The sequence below is a fragment of the Kitasatospora sp. NPDC057738 genome (assembly GCF_042798815.1).
GTDB classification, from domain to species: domain Bacteria; phylum Actinomycetota; class Actinomycetes; order Streptomycetales; family Streptomycetaceae; genus Kitasatospora; species Kitasatospora lactacystinica.
In genome coordinates this window covers 29,869-47,021 of record NZ_JBHVJT010000033.1, presented here as the reverse complement: position 1 = coordinate 47,021, position 17,153 = coordinate 29,869, and the positions used below count along the sequence as shown (strand labels likewise).

The 17,153-nt window shown below is 72.5% G+C and carries 17 protein-coding genes and 1 pseudogene; 17 read left to right on the top strand and 1 reads right to left on the bottom strand.

Annotated elements, in window-relative coordinates:
- Positions 1-15: 15 nt before the first annotated feature.
- Positions 16-840 carry a class I SAM-dependent methyltransferase gene (locus ACFVGO_RS19485; protein ID WP_380354234.1) on the bottom strand — a complete coding sequence of 275 codons (825 nt, stop codon included), beginning with the start codon at positions 838-840 and terminating at the stop codon, positions 16-18.
- 189 nt (positions 841-1,029) lie between these two features.
- Between ACFVGO_RS19485 and proS the strand changes: the two genes are divergently transcribed.
- The 17 genes and pseudogenes from proS to whiG all read left to right on the top strand — a co-directional run.
- The gene (gene proS / locus ACFVGO_RS19480; protein WP_359900597.1) at positions 1,030-2,442 is read left to right on the top strand and encodes a proline--tRNA ligase; all 1,413 of its coding nucleotides are present in this window, start codon (positions 1,030-1,032) and stop codon (positions 2,440-2,442) included.
- Between the two features lie 593 nt (positions 2,443-3,035).
- Complete coding sequence (locus ACFVGO_RS19475) at positions 3,036-3,614, top strand: hypothetical protein (protein WP_049650398.1); 579 nt, start codon at positions 3,036-3,038, stop codon at positions 3,612-3,614.
- 340 nt (positions 3,615-3,954) lie between these two features.
- Positions 3,955-4,383, top strand: a complete 429-nt coding sequence (gene rpsP / locus ACFVGO_RS19470) for a 30S ribosomal protein S16 (RefSeq protein WP_359900600.1) — start codon at positions 3,955-3,957, stop codon at positions 4,381-4,383.
- Positions 4,384-4,385: 2 nt separating this feature from the next.
- Positions 4,386-4,625 (top strand): RNA-binding protein, encoded by a 240-nt coding sequence (locus ACFVGO_RS19465; RefSeq protein ID WP_030056773.1) that lies wholly within the window; start codon positions 4,386-4,388, stop codon positions 4,623-4,625.
- 163 nt (positions 4,626-4,788) lie between these two features.
- The gene (gene rimM / locus ACFVGO_RS19460) at positions 4,789-5,415 is read left to right on the top strand and encodes a ribosome maturation factor RimM (RefSeq protein ID WP_359900603.1); all 627 of its coding nucleotides are present in this window, start codon (positions 4,789-4,791) and stop codon (positions 5,413-5,415) included.
- A 146-nt stretch (positions 5,416-5,561) separates the two neighbouring features.
- Complete coding sequence (gene trmD, locus ACFVGO_RS19455) at positions 5,562-6,380, top strand: tRNA (guanosine(37)-N1)-methyltransferase TrmD (RefSeq protein ID WP_380633100.1); 819 nt, start codon at positions 5,562-5,564, stop codon at positions 6,378-6,380.
- A 154-nt stretch (positions 6,381-6,534) separates the two neighbouring features.
- On the top strand, positions 6,535-6,885 hold the full coding sequence (gene rplS / locus ACFVGO_RS19450; protein ID WP_030306736.1) for a 50S ribosomal protein L19: 351 nt from the start codon (positions 6,535-6,537) through the stop codon (positions 6,883-6,885).
- Positions 6,886-7,127: 242 nt separating this feature from the next.
- Positions 7,128-7,976 carry a signal peptidase I gene (gene lepB, locus ACFVGO_RS19445; RefSeq protein ID WP_359900686.1) on the top strand — a complete coding sequence of 283 codons (849 nt, stop codon included), beginning with the start codon at positions 7,128-7,130 and terminating at the stop codon, positions 7,974-7,976.
- A 187-nt stretch (positions 7,977-8,163) separates the two neighbouring features.
- Positions 8,164-8,934, top strand: a complete 771-nt coding sequence (lepB, locus tag ACFVGO_RS19440; protein WP_380633073.1) for a signal peptidase I — start codon at positions 8,164-8,166, stop codon at positions 8,932-8,934.
- Between the two features lie 242 nt (positions 8,935-9,176).
- A complete protein-coding gene (gene lepB, locus ACFVGO_RS19435) occupies positions 9,177-10,181 on the top strand; it encodes a signal peptidase I (RefSeq protein ID WP_380633071.1) in 1,005 nt (334 codons plus the stop codon).
- A gap of 157 nt (positions 10,182-10,338) precedes the next feature.
- Positions 10,339-11,091 carry a signal peptidase I gene (gene lepB / locus ACFVGO_RS19430; protein ID WP_380633069.1) on the top strand — a complete coding sequence of 251 codons (753 nt, stop codon included), beginning with the start codon at positions 10,339-10,341 and terminating at the stop codon, positions 11,089-11,091.
- A gap of 112 nt (positions 11,092-11,203) precedes the next feature.
- Positions 11,204-11,677, top strand: coding sequence for an NUDIX hydrolase (locus tag ACFVGO_RS19425; RefSeq protein WP_380543377.1), 474 nt, complete (start codon positions 11,204-11,206; stop codon positions 11,675-11,677).
- A 55-nt stretch (positions 11,678-11,732) separates the two neighbouring features.
- On the top strand, positions 11,733-12,059 hold the full coding sequence (locus ACFVGO_RS19420; RefSeq protein ID WP_030056781.1) for a DUF2469 domain-containing protein: 327 nt from the start codon (positions 11,733-11,735) through the stop codon (positions 12,057-12,059).
- Positions 12,060-12,227: 168 nt separating this feature from the next.
- Complete coding sequence (locus ACFVGO_RS19415) at positions 12,228-12,731, top strand: YraN family protein (RefSeq protein ID WP_359900612.1); 504 nt, start codon at positions 12,228-12,230, stop codon at positions 12,729-12,731.
- Between the two features lies 1 nt (position 12,732).
- Complete coding sequence (locus ACFVGO_RS19410; RefSeq protein ID WP_359900615.1) at positions 12,733-14,475, top strand: YifB family Mg chelatase-like AAA ATPase; 1,743 nt, start codon at positions 12,733-12,735, stop codon at positions 14,473-14,475.
- Positions 14,472-15,668 carry a DNA-processing protein DprA gene (gene dprA, locus ACFVGO_RS19405; protein ID WP_380633065.1) on the top strand — a complete coding sequence of 399 codons (1,197 nt, stop codon included), beginning with the start codon at positions 14,472-14,474 and terminating at the stop codon, positions 15,666-15,668. The genes ACFVGO_RS19410 and dprA overlap by 4 nt, the downstream gene beginning before the upstream one ends.
- A 597-nt stretch (positions 15,669-16,265) precedes the next feature.
- Positions 16,266-17,061: pseudogene (whiG, locus tag ACFVGO_RS19400) on the top strand (RNA polymerase sigma factor WhiG); the annotation flags it as partial.
- Between the last annotated feature and the right edge of the window lie 92 nt (positions 17,062-17,153).

The following is a 17,153-nucleotide window of genomic DNA, read 5'->3' as shown; positions in this document are numbered from 1 at the left end:
GTCTCCCCGCCCCTGCTAGCGCGGCCGCTCGGCGACCAGGTAGCGGAACAGGTTCTCCATCCGCACCGTGCCGTCCGCGCGCAGGTGAGGCTGGAGCGCCTCCTCCAGTTCCTTGGCCACCAGCGAGGCGCCGGAGAACTCCTCGGCCGGATCGAACAGACCGGTGGAGAGCAGGCCGCGAACGGCGCTGTCGAGGTCGGCGTACGCGAACGGGCAGCTCACCCGGCCGCTGCCGGCCGGGCGCAGGCCGGCCGGGGCGAGCAGGTCCTCCAGGGCGCCCGGCACGCTCAGCTCGAACGGGTCCCGCGCGGTGGTCCGGCCCGCCATCCGCCGGGCCACGTCCAGCACCGCGGCGCTCTCGCAGCGCTCCGGCGGGCCCCAGGCGGCCAGCACCACGTGCCCGCCCGGGAGAGCGAGCCGGGCGGCCTCGGCGACCACCGGGCCGGACCCGGCGGCGCCGGGCAGCTGCTCGAAAACCGTTACCAGCGAATGGGCCGAGCGGGGGACGGCGGACGCTGTCCGAGCCCCCGCGCACACCCGCAGCCGACGGTCGTGGGCCAGCTCGCGCAGCTCCTCCCGCGGCTCCTGCCCGGCGACCTGGGCGCCCCGCCCGGCGGCGAGCAGCAGGGCCAGCCCGGACCGGCAGCCCAGGCCCAGCACACTGCTCGCCGGGCCGACCTCCAGCCGGTCGTAGACCGCCTCGTAGAGCGGCACCAGCATGCGTTCCTGGATCTCCGCCCAGTCGCGCGCCCGCGCGGGGCGGGCGACCCCGGTCCGCGGGTGGTGCGGGCGTGCGCCCGTCGGTCGTGCGGTCGTGCCGGTCGTCCGAGCTGAAGCCACGGCGGCCTCCCATCCGGTCCTTCGGTGTGCTGCTACGGCTCCCCCAAAGTCCCGCCCCACACCAGCGAACAGCGGGTCGGGCCCGGCGTCCAGAGGGGTGCAGGGTGGTGCGCGCGTGTCGCGGTGGTGCGCCCCCGTCCGGTGATACCGATTCGAAACCGGGGCCCCGGGCCCCGTACCATTCGCCCCATGGCTAAGGCACCCGTTCTCACCCCTCAGGCGGAAGACTTCCCGCGCTGGTACCAGGACCTCATCAACAAGGCCGAGCTGGCCGACAACGGTCCGGTGCGCGGCACCATGGTCATCCGACCGTACGGCTACGGCCTGTGGGAGCGGATGCAGCAGGAGATGGACGCGCGGATCAAGAAGGCCGGCGCGCAGAACGCCTACTTCCCGATGTTCATCCCGCAGTCCTACCTGACCAAGGAAGCCGAGCACGTCGAGGGCTTCGCCCCCGAACTCGCGGTGGTCACCCACGGCGGCGGCAAGCAGCTGGAGGAGCCGGTCGTCGTCCGGCCGACCTCCGAGACGATCATCAACGAGTACTTCTCGAAGTGGGTGCAGAGCCACCGGGACCTGCCCCTGCTGATCAACCAGTGGGCCAACGTGGTCCGTTGGGAGCTGCGCCCGCGCGTCTTCCTGCGCACCACCGAGTTCCTCTGGCAGGAGGGCCACACCGCCCACGCCACCTACGAGGACGCCCGCGCCTACGCGTCGATGATCCACACCCAGGTCTACGGCGACTTCATGACCAACGTGCTCGGCATCGACGTCGTGCTCGGCCGCAAGACCGCCAAGGAGCGCTTCGCCGGCGCCATCAACACCCTCACCCTCGAGGGCATGATGGGCGACGGCAAGGCCCTGCAGATGGGCACCAGCCACGAGCTGGGCCAGAACTTCGCCAAGGCGTTCAACACCACCTACCAGCTGCAGGGCGCCGAGCGCGAGCACGTCTGGCAGACCTCCTGGGGCGTCTCGACCCGCATGGTCGGCGGCCTGATCATGTCCCACGGCGACGACAACGGCCTGCGGGTGCCCCCGCGCCTGGCCGCCGTCCAGGCCGTCGTGCTCGCCATCAAGGGCGACGACGCGGTCATCGCCAAGGTCCGCGAGATCGGCGCCCAGCTGGAGGCCGCCGGCATCCGGGTCGTGGTCGACGACCGCACCGACACCCCGTTCGGCCGCCGCGCCGTCGACTGGGAACTCAAGGGCGTTCCGCTGCGCATCGAGGTCGGCCCGCGGGATCTGGAGAACGGCACCGCGATGCTGGCCCGCCGCATCCCGGGCGGCAAGGAGCCGGTCTCCATCGACTCCCTCGTCGCGCTGGTCCCGGGCGTGCTGGAGGAGGACCAGGCGCTGCTGCTGCGCCAGTCCCGCGAGCGCCGCGAGTCCCGCACGGTCGACGTCAAGACCATCGACGAGGCCATCGAGGCCGCCGCGACCGGCTGGGGCCGGATCTCCTGGGCCGAGCTCGGCGCGGAGGGCGAGGCCAAGCTGGCCGAGCAGGGCGTCACGGTGCGCTGCATCGTCGCGGCCGACGGCTCGGTGCCGGCGGCGGACGACCAGGAGGGCAACATCGCGATCGTCGCCCGGGCGTACTGACGTCCGTCCGGGGCGCGCCGTCGTCCGTCCGGGCTGCGCCGTCGTCCGTCCGGGGCCCGCTTGTCCCGGGTTCGGGTCCGCTCCGGGGGCGCGCTCGGCCCGGGCGTGCGTCCGTTCCGGGCGCGCGGCCGTCACGGGTGCGCCCCGACGGGCGTTCGGTGTTCGGTGGATGTCCTGTTGATGTCCGCCGGGCGTCCGTCGTCCGCGGGTAATGACCGACAGCGGCGACATTTGCCCGGAATGCGGAAGGGTAAGAATCCGGTAACTCCTCCGGTGCGTCCCCGCGGTGGACATCCCTACTGGCCGGTCAACTCCCGGTATTAACGGAATAGCGGTACGGTGTACGGCCCGTGGCCCTGTCAATCCGGCAGGCCCACGGGCCGTACGTCCTGGGTGGCGACAGCCCGCTCCCCGGACGGAAATTCACCAGGCCCGCCGACCTCGCGACGGGCCGAAACCGGCAGGGGGTTGGTCTTGCGTCAGATCCGGAACGCGCAATTCGCGCGCGGCCTTGCATTCCTGGGAGTTCCCTGTGAATTTCCCAAGAACGAGAACATGCGGAACATCGGCTCGCACTCCATCGTTGGTCTAGCGTGAGCACGACACAGCCCCTCGTTCTCGCGGCCGAACTGGCCGCCGCCTGGAGTGACATCCAGGCCTACCACCAGGACCTCCCCGACCTCGCCTCGCCCGAGGCGCTGATCGGCGAGTCCTCCTCGGCCTGCGGGACACGGCTCGGTTTCGAGCGGCTCCTGCACGAGGCCGCCCACGGTCTGGCCGCGGCCCGGGACATCCGGGACACCTCGCGGGCCGGCCGCTACCACAACCGGCGCTTCCTGATGCTCGCTTCCGAGCTGGGCCTGGCGCACCCGGTCGAGCCGCACGCGAGCAGCGGCTTCTCCCAGGTGACCATGCTCAAGGAGACGCAGGAGCGGTACGCCGAGACCATCGAGCGCCTGGACCGTGCCCTCGGGGCGCACCAGGAGGCGGTGGCCGGCGACGGCGCGACGCGCGCCTTCCGCGGCCCGGCGGCCCGGCACGGCTCCTCCGGGGGCGGCGTGCGGGTCAAGGCGGTCTGCGGCTGCGGGCGCAACGTCCGGGTCGTTCCGTCGGTGCTCGCGCAGGCGTCCATCGTCTGCGGCGCGTGCCAGCAGCCGTTCAAGATCGCTTAGTCGTTCGACGTCCCGGCGGGCTGCTGTGCGGGCAGCGGCCCGGCCGGAATGAGCGGCATCAGGCGGCAGAGTGAGCGGTACCGAATGAGCGGTACGGCAGGACAGCGGTGACGTCTTCGGGTTGGACCGGGAGCGGGGGCTCCCGGTCGAGCCCTGACCGGGCTCCCGGTCCCGCGTGCAGCCGGTTCTCGCCGATGTGGCAGAATGGACAGCTGAGTACTCGGCAGCCGAGCAGGACCCCTCTCTCCTACGGCTGGCGTGTCCCTTGAACGGTCCGCCGCGCAACCCCACGCGATGGCGAGCCCGCTCACCCACGTCAACACCAGGAGAATCCACTCCCGTGGCAGTCAAGATCAAGCTGAAGCGTCTCGGCAAGATTCGCTCCCCGCACTACCGCATCGTCGTCGCCGACGCCCGCACCAAGCGTGACGGTCGCGCGATCGAGGAGATCGGCATCTACCAGCCGACCTACAACCCCTCGAAGATCGAGGTCGACAGCGACCGCGCCCAGTACTGGCTGTCCGTCGGCGCCCAGCCGACCGAGCCGGTGCTCGCCATCCTGAAGCTGACCGGCGACTGGCAGAAGTTCAAGGGCCTGCCGGCTCCGGCGCCGCTGCTGGTCGCCGAGCCGAAGGTCGAGGACTTCTCGCACCTGTTCGCGAAGGCCGTCGCCGGCTTCGAGGACGCCACCACCGGTGTCGCCATCACCCCGAAGGCCAAGAAGTCGGACAAGGCCGAGGCCGAGGCCGACGTCGCCGCCGAGGCCTGATCGTGATCGAGGACGCCCTCGACCACCTGGTGAAGGGCATCGTCGAGCACCCCGACGAGGTGCAGGTGCGCTCGCGCAACCTGCGTCGGGGTAACACCATCGAGGTGCGAGTGCACCCCGATGACCTCGGCAAGGTGATCGGCCGGGGCGGCCGTACGGCGCGCGCTCTGCGCACCGTGGTCGGCGCCCTAGGCGGTCGCAACGTCCGGGTCGACCTGGTCGACGTGGACAACATTCGCTGACGCTGCTGCTCGTTCAGCCGTCAGGGCTTGTGAGGCCGACCGGGACGCATGTCGTCCCGGTCGGCCTTTTCGCATTTCCCTCCGCATTTCCCTCGCATCATCGCTTCGCAGCCCGTCGCCGTCGCTTTCGTTTCGGCTCAGGAACTCCAGGAGAACGATCACCGTGCAGCTCGTCGTCGGCAGGATCGGCCGTGCCCACGGCATCAGGGGGGACGTCAGTGTCGAGGTCCGCACCGACGAGCCGGAACTCCGGCTCGGCCCCGGTGCCGTCGTGCTCACCGACCCCGCGTCGGTCGGGCCGCTGACCGTCGAGTCGGGCCGGGTGCACAGCGGCCGGCTGCTGCTGCGCTTCGCCGGCGTCAAGGACCGCAACGCGGCCGAGGCCCTCCGCGGCACCGTGCTCATCTCCGAGGTCGACCCGGAGGAGAGCCCCGAGGACCCGGAGGAGTACTACGACCACCAGCTGATCGGCCTGGACGTGGTGCTGCTGGACGGCACCCTGGTCGGCGAGCTGACCGAGGTCCTCCACCTGCCCTACCAGGACCTGCTCACGGTCGAGAAGGCCGACGGGACGGAGGTGCTGGTGCCCTTCGTCAGCCAGATCGTGCCGACCATCGATCTGGAGAACCAGCGCGCCGTGATCACCCCGCCGCCCGGGCTGATCGACCCGGAGCAGGCCGACGTCGCGGGGACCTCCTCGGCCGAGGGCGCCGAGACCGCTGAGGGTGCCGACGGCGCCGAGACCGCTGAGGGTGCCGACGGCGCCGAGGGCTCGGAGGAGTCGCAGTGACCGCGGAGGAGAACACCGGGGCGGACGTTCCGGCGGCCGACGGCGCTGTGTCGAGCAGTGCGGTCACGAGCGGTGCGGCCACGAGCGGTGCGATCACGAGCGGCGCCGGGGCGGACGACGCGGGGTCCGGCGGCGCGCGGAGCGGCATGCGGATCGACGTCGTCACGATCTTCCCCGAGTACCTGGAGCCGCTGGACGTCTCGCTGGTCGGCAAGGCCCGCGCCCGCGGCCAGCTGGACGTGCACGTCCACGACCTGCGCGAGTGGACCCACGACGTGCACCGCACGGTCGACGACAGTCCGTACGGCGGCGGCCCCGGCATGGTGATGAAGCCCGAGCCGTGGGGCGAGGCGCTGGACGCGGTGATCGCCGGCGGCCCCGAGGGGCAGGTGCCCACCCTGATCGTCCCGACGCCGAGCGGGCGACCGTTCACCCAGGAGCTCGCCCAGGAACTGGCCGGGCGCCCGTGGCTGGCCTTCACCCCCGCCCGGTACGAGGGCATCGACCGCCGGGTGATCGAGGAAGCGGCCACCCGGATGCCGGTGGTCGAGGCCTCGATCGGCGACTACGTGCTGGCCGGCGGCGAGGTCGCCGTGCTGGTGATGGTCGAGGCGATCGCCCGGCTGCTGCCGGGGGTGCTCGGCAACGCCGAGTCCCACCGCGACGACTCCTTCGCGCCGGGCGCGATGGCCGACCTGCTGGAGGGCCCGGTCTACACCAAGCCCGCCGAGTGGCGCGGCTGGACGGTGCCGGACGTGCTGCTCAGCGGCAACCACGGCAGGATCGCCCGCTGGCGCCGCGAGCAGGCCTTCGCCCGGACCCTGGCGAACCGGCCCGACCTGGTCGAGCGCTGGCAGTACGGAGCCTTCGACAAGAAGGAGCGGGAGGCGCTGAGCATCCTCGGCCTGGCCTGGGACGAGCGGCTCGGCCGATTTCGGTCCGTGGCCGGTGATGTGGAAGAATAGGCGGCTGTTGTCTGTCGCTGGTTCCCTTCCGTAGGGGACACGTGGACCGGCGCCCTCGCCACGGGGGGATCGTCGTCAGCCGATGCGGCCCGCAGCAAACCCCATTGTGACGATTTTCCGTGGGCGGCCCGTGGCGCCTGCGATGGAGAGCAACATGAGCAACAAGCTCGCTGCTGTCGACGCGGCCTCGCTGCGTAGCGACATTCCGGCCTTCCGCGCCGGTGACACCCTGAAGGTTCACGTCCGGGTCATCGAGGGCAACCGCTCCCGTGTCCAGGTCTTCCAGGGCGTCGTCATCCGCCGCCACGGCGCCGGTATCGGTGAGACCTTCACCGTCCGCAAGGTCAGCTTCAACGTCGGCGTGGAGCGCACCTTCCCGGTGCACACCCCGGTCGTCGAGAAGATCGAGGTCGTGACCCGCGGTGCGGTTCGCCGCGCCAAGCTGTACTACCTGCGTGACCTCCGCGGCAAGGCCGCGAAGATCAAGGAGAAGCGCGACCGCTGATCCACCGGCCCCCGGCCTCGCCGGGGATCGGAACGTTCCGAGGGGGGCGAACGACCGCAAGGTAAGCTCACCCCCCGATGAGCACGCACGAACCACCCGCGGACCGCGACGGCAGTCCCGCACCCACCGGTGCGGACTCGCTGTCGCGGTCCGCGGTCGTTTCCGGGAGCGGTTCCGCCGGGGTCGACGACGGGGGCGCCGCGGCGGATGGTGTCGACGGCCCGGAGGCTGTTGTGGGCCCGGTGGCCACCGACAGGCCGGCGGCCACCGGCGGGCCGGAGCATGCCGAGGGGCCGGAGCATGCCGAGGTACCGGAGCGCACTGAGGTACCGGAGCAGGCCGAGGGCCCTGAACGCGTCGGGGAGCGGACGGGCGGCTGCGGAGACGACGGCCCGGAGCAGGACGATGAGCCGGGGCACTCGCGTTCGCGCGACCTGCTGTTGGTGGCCGGGATCTGCCTGACAGCCCTGCTGCTGGTGAACGCCTTCGTCGCGCGTCCGTTCTCGGTGCCCTCCGGGTCGATGGAGGAGACCCTGCGCCCGGGCGACCGGCTGGTCGCGAACCAGCTCGCCTACGCCTTCGGCGGCCACCCCCGGCGAGGCGACGTCGTGGTCTTCGACGGGACGGGCTCCTTCCTCCGGGAGTCGGCGAAGCCGCCCGGCTTCTGGGACGGCCTGCGATCGTTCGCCCAGGACCTCGGTCTGACCCCGGCCGGGAACACCGTCTACGTCAAGCGCGTGATCGGCGTCGGCGGGGACCGGGTGACCAGCACCGGCCCGGGCGCGCCGATCACCGTCAACGGCGTGCCGATCGACGAGACCTCCTACCTGTCCCCGGGCGACGACCCGTCGAGCGTGGCCTTCGACATCGTCGTGCCCGCCGGCAAGCTGTGGGTGATGGGTGACCACCGCAGCGCCTCCCGGGACTCCCGCGACCACCTCGGCGAGCCCGGCGGCGGCTTCGTGCCCGAGGCGAAGGTGATCGGCAGGGCGGACTGGGTGGTCTACCCGTTCTCGCGCTGGACCGGCCTGGACCGGCCCGCGGCCCTCGCCCCGACTGCGGGGACGGGTGGTCATGGGGACCAGGGGTAGGGGACGGCTCGCCGACCGTCCGGCCGTCGGGGGAGCGGCGACCGCGGGACCGGGGCAGGCCGGCGGCGCCGGCTCGGGGCCGACCGGTGCCCCGCCGACCAGTGCCCCGCCGCCGCGCGGCCGGGCCGAGCGCCGTCGCAGTGCCCGCAAGGCGGCCGGTCGGCGCAAGCGCTCGCTGGTGCGCGAGGTGCCGCTGATCGTCCTGGTGGCCCTGCTGGTGGCGCTGGTGATGAAGACCTTCCTGATCCAGGTGTTCGTGATCCCCTCGGGCTCGATGGAGCAGACCATCCGGATCGGGGACCGGGTACTGGTCGACAAGCTGACCCCCTGGTTCGGCAGTGAGCCGCAGCGCGGCGACATCGTGGTGTTCAAGGACCCGGGCGGCTGGCTGGAGCGCGACCGGAAGCCGTCCGGCGACGGCCCGGTGCTGGGCGGGGCCAAACAGGTGCTGACCTTCGTCGGACTGCTGCCCTCCGACAACGAGCAGGACCTGATCAAGCGGGTGATCGGCGTCGGCGGGGACACCATCGAGTGCTGCGACGCACAGGGGCGCCTCAGCGTCAACGGTCGTCCGGTGGAGGAGTCCTACCTCGCGCCCGGCAACCCGCCGTCCCGGCAGACCTTCAAGGTGCAGGTGCCACAGGGACGGCTGTGGGTCATGGGCGACCATCGGGACGTCTCTGCCGACTCCCGTTTCCACATGGGCAATCCGGGCCAGGGAACGGTCCCGTTGAGCGACGTGGTCGGCCGCGCGTTCGTGATCGCCTGGCCGCTGGACCGCTTCCATCAACTCGATGCGCCAGGTTCACTCTCCTCTCTCGCCCGGATGCCGCAGGCCGGCGGAACTGCCGCGGAGTCGGTGGGCGTTGGGCCGGTTCCTGTGGAACCCCCGCTCGTTATGGGTGTGTTGGGCATCCTTCCGTTCGTCGCGCGCAGGTCGGGGCGGCCTCCGGAGTGAGCAGCGCCGGCCGTCGACCGGACGGGCCTCGCGTGTGGGACCGCGAGCCGGATGCCTGGGAGTGATAGAGAAGTGCAGGTGCGGCCGGGAGTGGTCCCGGCCGTGTGCCGAGGCCGTGCTGGTGTCGGGGGAGTCCGCGGTGGGCAGCCCTGAGGCGTTCATGGTCGTGGTGAGCGTGGTGCCCGCTGTGCGGCACTCTGAGCGCGGGCGCGCGGGCGTCCGCACAGCAGGGAGGAGACGTTGTGGGGGATTTGGTGATCGGCGCCCGATCAGGCGCCGGAGAGCCCGAGGGCCCAGGTCGTCGGGCGGACCGGTCCGCCGAGTCCGCGGCCTCCTCGGCCTCGGTCGAGGACGCGGCGGCGCAGACCGCTGACGGGCAGGGTGCCGGCTCGGAGGACTCCCCGGACTCCTCGCACGCGGGGGCCGAGCCCGCGGACGGATCGGAGTCGGAGGCTCCCTCCAAGCCGCGCAAGCCGCGTTCGTTCTGGAAGGAACTGCCGATCCTGGTCGGCATCGCGCTGATCCTCGCGCTGGTGATCAAGACGTTCTTCGTCCAGGCGTTCTCCATTCCGTCGGAATCGATGCAGAACACGCTGCAGGTCGGCGACCGCGTCCTGGTGGACAAGCTGACCCCGTGGTTCGGGGCCGAGCCCGAGCGCGGTGAGGTCGTGGTGTTCCACGACCCGGGCGGCTGGCTGAGCGACGAGCCGGCCCAGCAGAGCAGCAACGCCTTCCTCCGGGGTGTGCAGGACGTGCTCAGCTTCGTCGGTCTGATGCCCTCCGCCAACGAGAAGGACCTGATCAAGCGGGTCATCGCGGTCGGCGGGGACACCGTCGAGTGCGAGGGCGAGGGGCCGGTCAAGGTCAACGGCGTCGCCCTCAACGAGCCGTACGTCTACCAGGGCAACACCCCCTGCGGTGACCACCCCTTCGGCCCGGTCAAGGTGCCCAAGGACCGGATCTGGGTGATGGGTGACCACCGCGCCAACTCGCTGGACTCCCGTTTCCACATGGACCAGCCGGGTGGCGGCACCGTCCCGGTGGACAACGTGATCGGGCGCGCGTTCGTGGTGGCCTGGCCGATCAGCCACTGGTCCACGCTGCCGGTGCCGGACACCTTCGACCAGAAGGGCCTGGCGGCGGCCGCGCCGATGGCGCCCCCCGTGGCCGGTGCGGTGGGGGCCGTCGCCCTGCTCCCGCTGGTCCGTCGGGTGCGGGGCCGGGCGGAGCACCGCAAGGAGTCCTGAGCTCCACCGGATCGTGTTCCGGCTTGGCCCCGGCTCTTGCGCGGGCCGTGGTACCGACGAGTAATCTGCTCGGACGTGCCACGGCCCGTCGGCTTTTCCGCCCGTGCCTCCGGCGTGCCAGTGGTGTTCTCCGGTCGGCCAGAGGTGGACGGTGTCGATGAGCAGTGTCGTGGAGCAGACGGTCGACCGCCCTCCGGTACCCGCCCGTGGGCGCCGCGGGGCCGCCGCGGTGCTCCAGGGCGTCGCCCTGGCGCTGGGGCTGGTGCTGATGGTCGGCGGCTTCGCCCTGATCGCGATCGACTACCGGCCGTACAAGATCCCCACCGCCTCGATGCACCCGACCCTGCGCGCCGGGGACACCGTGCTCGCCCGCAAGGTCGGCGGCGGCGACATCGGGCGGGGCGACGTGGTGGTCTTCCGGGACCAGGCCTGGGGCGGTGAGCTCATGGTCAAGCGGGTGGTCGCGGTCGGCGGGGACACCGTCGCCACCACCGGGGCCGATTACCGGCTGACGGTCAACGGGCAGCCGGTGGACGAGCCCTACCTCGCGACACAGGGCCGCCAGGGCGCTTCGTTCAGCGTGACGGTGCCGCAGGGCCGGCTGTTCCTGCTCGGCGACAACCGGATGGGCTCGCTCGACTCCCGCACCCACCTGGAGGTCGACGACGGGACCGTCCCGGCCGAGGCCGTCGAGGCCAGGGTCGAGGCCACGGTGCTGCCCTTCGGCCGCATGGGCCTGCTCGACCGGGTCACGGACTTCGACGGCTTCGCGGGCCCGAAGGCCTCGAAGCCGGGGCCGCTGGGGCCCCTCGCCGCCGCCGCCGTTGCGGGCGCGGCGCTGATCCTCGTGACCTCGGTGGTGGGCGGGGTGGCGGGTCTGGCCCGCCGGCTCCGGGGGCGCGGCGCCTGAGCGGGACCGTCGCCCGGCGGGCCGCTCTGCCGAACATCGCCCCGGACGGCCGCGTCGGGTGGCAGGATCGGTAGCGCCACCGATGCGGACGGAAGGAGCGTGGAGCGCTGCCATGACAGCACGGCGCCGCAGGGCGGCGCGGATCCTGCTGCTGGACGGGCTGGACCGCATCCTCCTCTTCCTGGGGGCCGATCCGGCCACCCCGGGCGAGACGTGGTGGTTCACGCCCGGAGGCGGCTTGGAGCCGGGGGAGGACGTGCGCGGGGCCGCCGAGCGGGAGCTCGCCGAGGAGACCGGCTTGCGGGGTGTGGACCTGGGGCCCTTGGTGGCGTACGGCACGGTGTCGTTCTCCTTTCAGGGACAGCGCTACGAGCAGGAGCAGTGGTTCCACCTGGCCCGGACCACGGAGACGGGGCTGGACCACTCGGGCATGGGCGCCGACGAGCACGCCCAGTTGCTCGCGGCGCGCTGGTGGACGGTCGAGGAACTGAGGGGGACCGCCGAGACGGTCTATCCGCCCGGTCTGGCGGACTTCCTGGAGCGGCTGCTGGCCGAGGGCCCGCCGGTGGATCCGGTACGGCTCTGACCGTGGGTGCGGTGGTCCACAATGGGTGGACGTGACAATTTGAGGGGACGCCTGGATGAGTGCCGAAGATCTCGAGAAGTACGAGACCGAGATGGAGCTCAAGCTCTACCGGGAGTACCGGGACGTCGTCGGCCTGTTCAAGTACGTGATCGAGACCGAGCGACGGTTCTACCTCACCAACGACTACGAGCTGCAGGTGCACTCGGTCCAGGGCGAGGTGTTCTTCGAGGTGTCGATGGCGGATGCGTGGGTCTGGGACATGTACCGGCCGGCCCGGTTCGTCCGCAAGGTCCGGGTGCTGACCTTCAAGGACGTGAACATCGAGGAACTCGCGAAGAGCGACCTGGAGCTGCCCTCGGACGAGTCCGGCTTCGGGAACTGACGTTGAACGACTCCGTCCCGCGTTGTCCAGCCGATTTCGGGAGGAACGGGGCTTCTCACTCCTGCGGGTGACAAAAGTTGTCCACAGGCCCGGGTTATCCACAGGGACAGGGAATTCCCGGGCCCCGGCGCGCGCCATGGTGCAGCCTCCTCGGCGGAGGTGGTCACCATGCAGCAGACCGTCGTGCAGGACCAGGCCGTACCGGACACGGCCGCAGCCGGGAAGGCCCCGCGGGCGATCCCGGAGCGCAGCACCAAGAACGGGCTCGGCCGCTACGGGGAGCGGGTCGCCGCCCGCCGCCTCACCGAGGCCGGGCTCCGCATCCTGGACCGCAACTGGCGTTGCGTCGAGGGCGAGCTGGACATCGTCGCCCTCGACGGCGACACCGTGGCGGTCTGCGAGGTGAAGACCCGCTCCGAGCGGGGGTTCCAGCAGCCCACCGAGGCCATCGACCGGGCCAAGGCGGCCCGACTGCAGCGCCTGGCCGAGCGCTGGATGGCCGAGCGCTGGCCCGGTCACTTCGCGGAGTTGGCCGGGCCCGGCTACGACCCGGGGCCCACCGATCCGCAATGGCCGCCCGCCCCACCGGGCGGGGTGCGGATCGACCTGGTCGCGGTGGTCAACCGGGCGCGGGGTGCGGCCCTGGTCGACCACCTGCGGGGGGTGGTCTGAGATGGCCTTCGCCCGTACCTGTTCCGTCGCGCTGGTCGGCGTCGACGGAGTGATCGTCGAGGTCCAGGCCGATCTGGAGCCCGGGGTGGCGGCGTTCACCCTGGTCGGCCTGCCCGACAAGGCGCTCACCGAGGCCCGCGACCGGGTCCGTGCCGCGGTCGTGAACAGCGGCGAGGCCTGGCCGCAGCGCAAGCTGACGGTCGGCCTCAGCCCCGCCTCGGTGCCCAAGAGCGGCAGCGGCTTCGACCTCGCGGTCGCCTGCGCCGTGCTGGCCGCCGCGGAACGGCTCGACCCCGCCGCCATCGCCGACCTGCTGATCATCGGCGAGCTGGGGCTGGACGGCCGGGTGCGGCCGGTCAGGGGGGTGCTGCCGTCGGTGCTGGCCGCCGCCGACGCCGGGTACGAGCGGGTCGTGGTCGCCGAGCAGACCGCGCCCGAGGCCTCGCTCGTTCCCGGGGTGACGGTGATCGGCGTCCGCAGCCTGCGCCAGCTCGTCGCCACCCTGACCGGCGCGGAGGCACCGGAGGAGCCGCCCGACCCGATCGGCGGCCGGCCGGATCCGCTGATGGCCGGTCTGATGCTGCCCAGCGCGGGGGTGCGGGGCCTGCCCGACGACCGGGCGGCCCGGCTCGACATGGCCGATGTGGCCGGCCAGTACGAGGCCCGGCGGGCCCTGGAGATCGCCGCCGCCGGAGGCCACCACCTCTACTTGAAGGGCCCACCGGGGGCGGGCAAGACGATGCTGGCGGAGCGGCTGCCCTCGCTGCTTCCGCCGCTGACCCAGAAGGAGGCACTGGAGGTCACCGCCGTCCACTCGGTGGCCGGGCTGCTCCCGGCCGGGCGTCCACTGATCGACACCGCGCCCTACTGCGCTCCGCACCACTCCACGACGATGCCGGCCATCGTCGGCGGCGGCAGCGGTCTGCCGAGACCGGGGGCGGTCTCGCTGGCCCACCGGGGCGTGCTCTTCCTGGACGAGGCGCCGGAGTTCCCGGTCCGGGTGCTCGACGCGCTGCGCCAGCCGCTGGAAGCGGGCGAGGTGGTGATCGCCCGCTCGGCCGGCTCGTTGCGGCTCCCGGCCCGCTTCCTGCTCTGCCTGGCGGCCAACCCCTGTCCGTGCGGCCGGTACTCGCGGCGGGGCGAGGGCTGCGAGTGCACCCCGGCCATGGTCAGCCGCTATCAGGGGCGGCTCTCCGGGCCGCTGCTGGACCGGGTCGACCTCCAGGTCCAGGTGGCCCCGGTGACCAGGGTCGAGCTCATGGAACGGGACACCACGGCGGAGACCACCGAGACCGTCGCGGCCAGAGTGCTGGCCGCGCGTGAGCGGGCGGCGGCCCGGTTGGCGGACACCCCGTGGCGGACCAACGCGGAGGTGCCGGGCCACGAACTGCGCACCCGCTGGCAGCTCGGGCCCGGCGCGCTCAACGACGCCGCGCGGCAGTTGGAGCGGGGGCTGCTGACCGCCCGGGGCCTGGACCGGGTGCTCCGGGTCGCCTGGACGGTCGCCGACCTCGCCGGACGCGACCGGCCGGACCAGCGGGACGTGCGCACCGCGCTGGTCCTGCGCACCGGGGTGGAGCACGGACTCCCGCTGGCCGAGCGGGTCCTCGGCCGGCTCGGCGGAATCCCGGCGCAGCGCGACAGTCCGGAGGACGGCTGGTCCGCGACGCCCAGGACACCCGCGACGCCCAGGACGCCCGGGGCGCCCGACGACCGTTCGCGGAACCAGAAGGGTGAGGCATGAACCAGCTGCTGAGGCAACCTCGAATTCCCGGCGCGGCCGAGGCCGGGGCCGGTGCCGCGACCAACGACGGGCCCGAGCCCGAGCGCCTCGCCCGGGTGCTGATCGGCCGGCTCAGCGAACCGGGGGACGCGGTGGTCGGCCGGTGGCTCGGCCAACTCTCCGCCGTCGACGTGGTCAAGGCGATCCGGGACGGGACGGTGCCCGACCATCCCGGACTGGACGCCACCCGACTGGCCGGGTACCAGGCGCGGCTCCCGGGCCTGGACCCGGAGATGGACCTGAAACGGGTACGGGACGTCGGTGGACGGTTCATCATTCCGGGGGACACCGAGTGGCCCAGCCAACTCGACGACCTGGGTGACGGACGTCCAGTCGGGCTCTGGGTGGCGGGTACCGGCTCGCTGCGGCTGCTCGCGCTCCGCTCGGTCGCGCTGGTGGGCTCCCGCGCCTGCACCGCCTACGGCGCCCACGTCGCGGGGGAGCTGTCGGCCCAACTGGCCGAGCGCGGCTGGATGGTGGTCTCCGGAGCGGCCTACGGGATCGACGCGGCCGCACACCGCGGGGCACTCGCGGTCGGCGGAATGACCGCCGCCGTGCTCGCCTGCGGCGTCGACGTGGCCTACCCCAAGGGCAACGCCGAACTGATCCGGCGGATCGGCGTCCAGGGTCTGCTGGTCAGTGAACTCCCGCCCGGGGAGCACCCGAACCGCTTCCGCTTCGTCCTGCGCAACAGGGTCATCGCGGCGCTCACCCGGGGAACGGTGGTGGTCGAGGCGGCGGTGCGAAGCGGCGCCCTGAGCACGGCCAGACGGGCGCGGGACCTCAACCGTCACACCATGGGCGTCGCGGGCCCGGTGACCTCGGCCTTCTCCGCCGGGGTGCACGCCCTGATCCGCAGCGGAGCCGCCGTCCTGGTCACCGACGCGGCCGAGATCACCGAGCTGATCGGGGCGATCGGGGACGACCTGGCACCGCAGCGCAGCGGTCCGGTGCTCCCGCGCGACCTGCTGGAGCCGGCGGTCGCCCGGGTGCTGGAAGCCGTACCGGCGACGCCGGAGGGCGCCCCGGTCGAGCGACTGGCCCGGCAGTCCGGTCTCCCGCCGGACGAAGTCCTTCAACGGCTCTACGAGTTGGGCTCGCTCGGCTACGTGGAGCGGCACGGCGCGCACTGGCGCGTGGTGCGCAGGAGGTGATCGCCGGAACGGAGAACGCGCTCGCGTCGAGGGAACGCACGTCGGAGCCGCCCTGCTGACCTGCCGATCCGTTCTCCTGTTCGTCGCCCGGATCCGATGTGCGAGCGCCACCGGATCGGGGGACGACCGAGTGGCGGTAGCGCTTTGCAGTGAGTTGGTCACGCTACGCTCCACATGCCTTCCCTATCAGCACATGACTCGGCAGAACGGCGCAGACCAACGCATGCCCACACACATTCCCGGACACAGAGTGACCGGTGGCGCTCGGTCCTCGGGAGGGCCGCGGACCGAGAGGCGCCCCGTGCCCGACTTCCCGGCCAGGTCGGCGGGGGCGATGGGCGGCCTGTCGCGCCAGGGCGGGCGGCCGGCGGTGGCGCCCCAGCCTACGGACGCGGCCCGGGGTGCCGAGCCGCTCCAGGGCGCGGACGCGGCAGGCTCCGCCGGCGCGCCCGCCGGTGCACCCGCCGGGGTGCCCCCCGGCGCGGGAGTGGCCGGTGCGCCCCGGTCGCCCGGGAGTGCGTCGGGCAGCAGCGCCGCCTCCCCGGCCCTCGCCTCGCCGGTGTCGCCGCCCCGCCGGGAGAGGACGGCGGACGGAGGCCAGGGGCAGGACGCCCGGGGGGCCGCGACCCAGGGCCGCACCGCGCTCGAGGAACTCTGGCGCTCCTACAAGGAGAGCGGGGACCAGCGGCTGCGCGAGCAGCTGATCCTGCACTACTCACCGCTCGTCAAGTACGTGGCGGGGCGGGTCGGGGTCGGTCTGCCCTCCAACGTGGAACAGGCGGACTTCGTCTCCTCGGGGGTCTTCGGGCTGATCGACGCGATCGAGAAGTTCGACATCGGCCGCGCCATCAAGTTCGAGACCTATGCGATCAGCCGCATCCGCGGCGCGATCATCGACGAGCTGCGTGCCCTGGACTGGATTCCGCGCTCGGTACGGCAGAAGGCGAAGGCGGTCGAGCGGACGTACGCGACGCTGGAGGCCCGGCTGCGCCGGACGCCGCACGAGCCGGAGGTCGCGGCCGAGATGGGCATCGCGATCGAGGACCTGCACGCCATCTTCAGCCAGCTGTCGCTGGCCAACGTGGTGGCGCTGGACGAACTGCTGCACCCGGTGGGGGAGGGCGGCGACCGGCTGAGCCTGATGGACACCCTGGAGGACCACGGCGCGGACAACCCGGTCGAGGTGGCCGAGGACCGCGAACTGCGCAGGCTGCTGGCCCAGGCGGTCAACACCCTCCCCGAGCGGGAGAAGACGGTGGTGACGCTCTACTACTACGAGGGCCTCACCCTCGCCGAGATCGGACAGGTGCTGGGGGTGACGGAGAGCCGGGTGAGCCAGATCCACACCAAGTCCGTCCTCCAGCTGCGCGCCAAGCTGTCGGACATCCGATAGGGCGTCGGCCCCCGGGCGTCGACACCTGGCCGCCGGAAGCCGCTCGTGGGGCCCGGGCATCTTCCCGATGCGCGGCGCCGTACCGGCCGGAG

Coding starts and splice junctions, on each gene's coding strand:
- dprA (WP_380633065.1), top strand. CDS start 14,472: ATGAACCAGCTGCTGAGGCAACCTCGAATTCCCGGCGCGGCCGAGGCC.
- rplS (WP_030306736.1), top strand. CDS start 6,535: ATGAGCAACAAGCTCGCTGCTGTCGACGCGGCCTCGCTGCGTAGCGAC.
- ACFVGO_RS19415 (WP_359900612.1), top strand. CDS start 12,228: ATGCAGCAGACCGTCGTGCAGGACCAGGCCGTACCGGACACGGCCGCA.
- proS (WP_359900597.1), top strand. CDS start 1,030: ATGGCTAAGGCACCCGTTCTCACCCCTCAGGCGGAAGACTTCCCGCGC.
- ACFVGO_RS19425 (WP_380543377.1), top strand. CDS start 11,204: ATGACAGCACGGCGCCGCAGGGCGGCGCGGATCCTGCTGCTGGACGGG.
- trmD (WP_380633100.1), top strand. CDS start 5,562: ATGCGGATCGACGTCGTCACGATCTTCCCCGAGTACCTGGAGCCGCTG.
- ACFVGO_RS19410 (WP_359900615.1), top strand. CDS start 12,733: ATGGCCTTCGCCCGTACCTGTTCCGTCGCGCTGGTCGGCGTCGACGGA.
- ACFVGO_RS19420 (WP_030056781.1), top strand. CDS start 11,733: ATGAGTGCCGAAGATCTCGAGAAGTACGAGACCGAGATGGAGCTCAAG.
- lepB (WP_380633069.1), top strand. CDS start 10,339: ATGAGCAGTGTCGTGGAGCAGACGGTCGACCGCCCTCCGGTACCCGCC.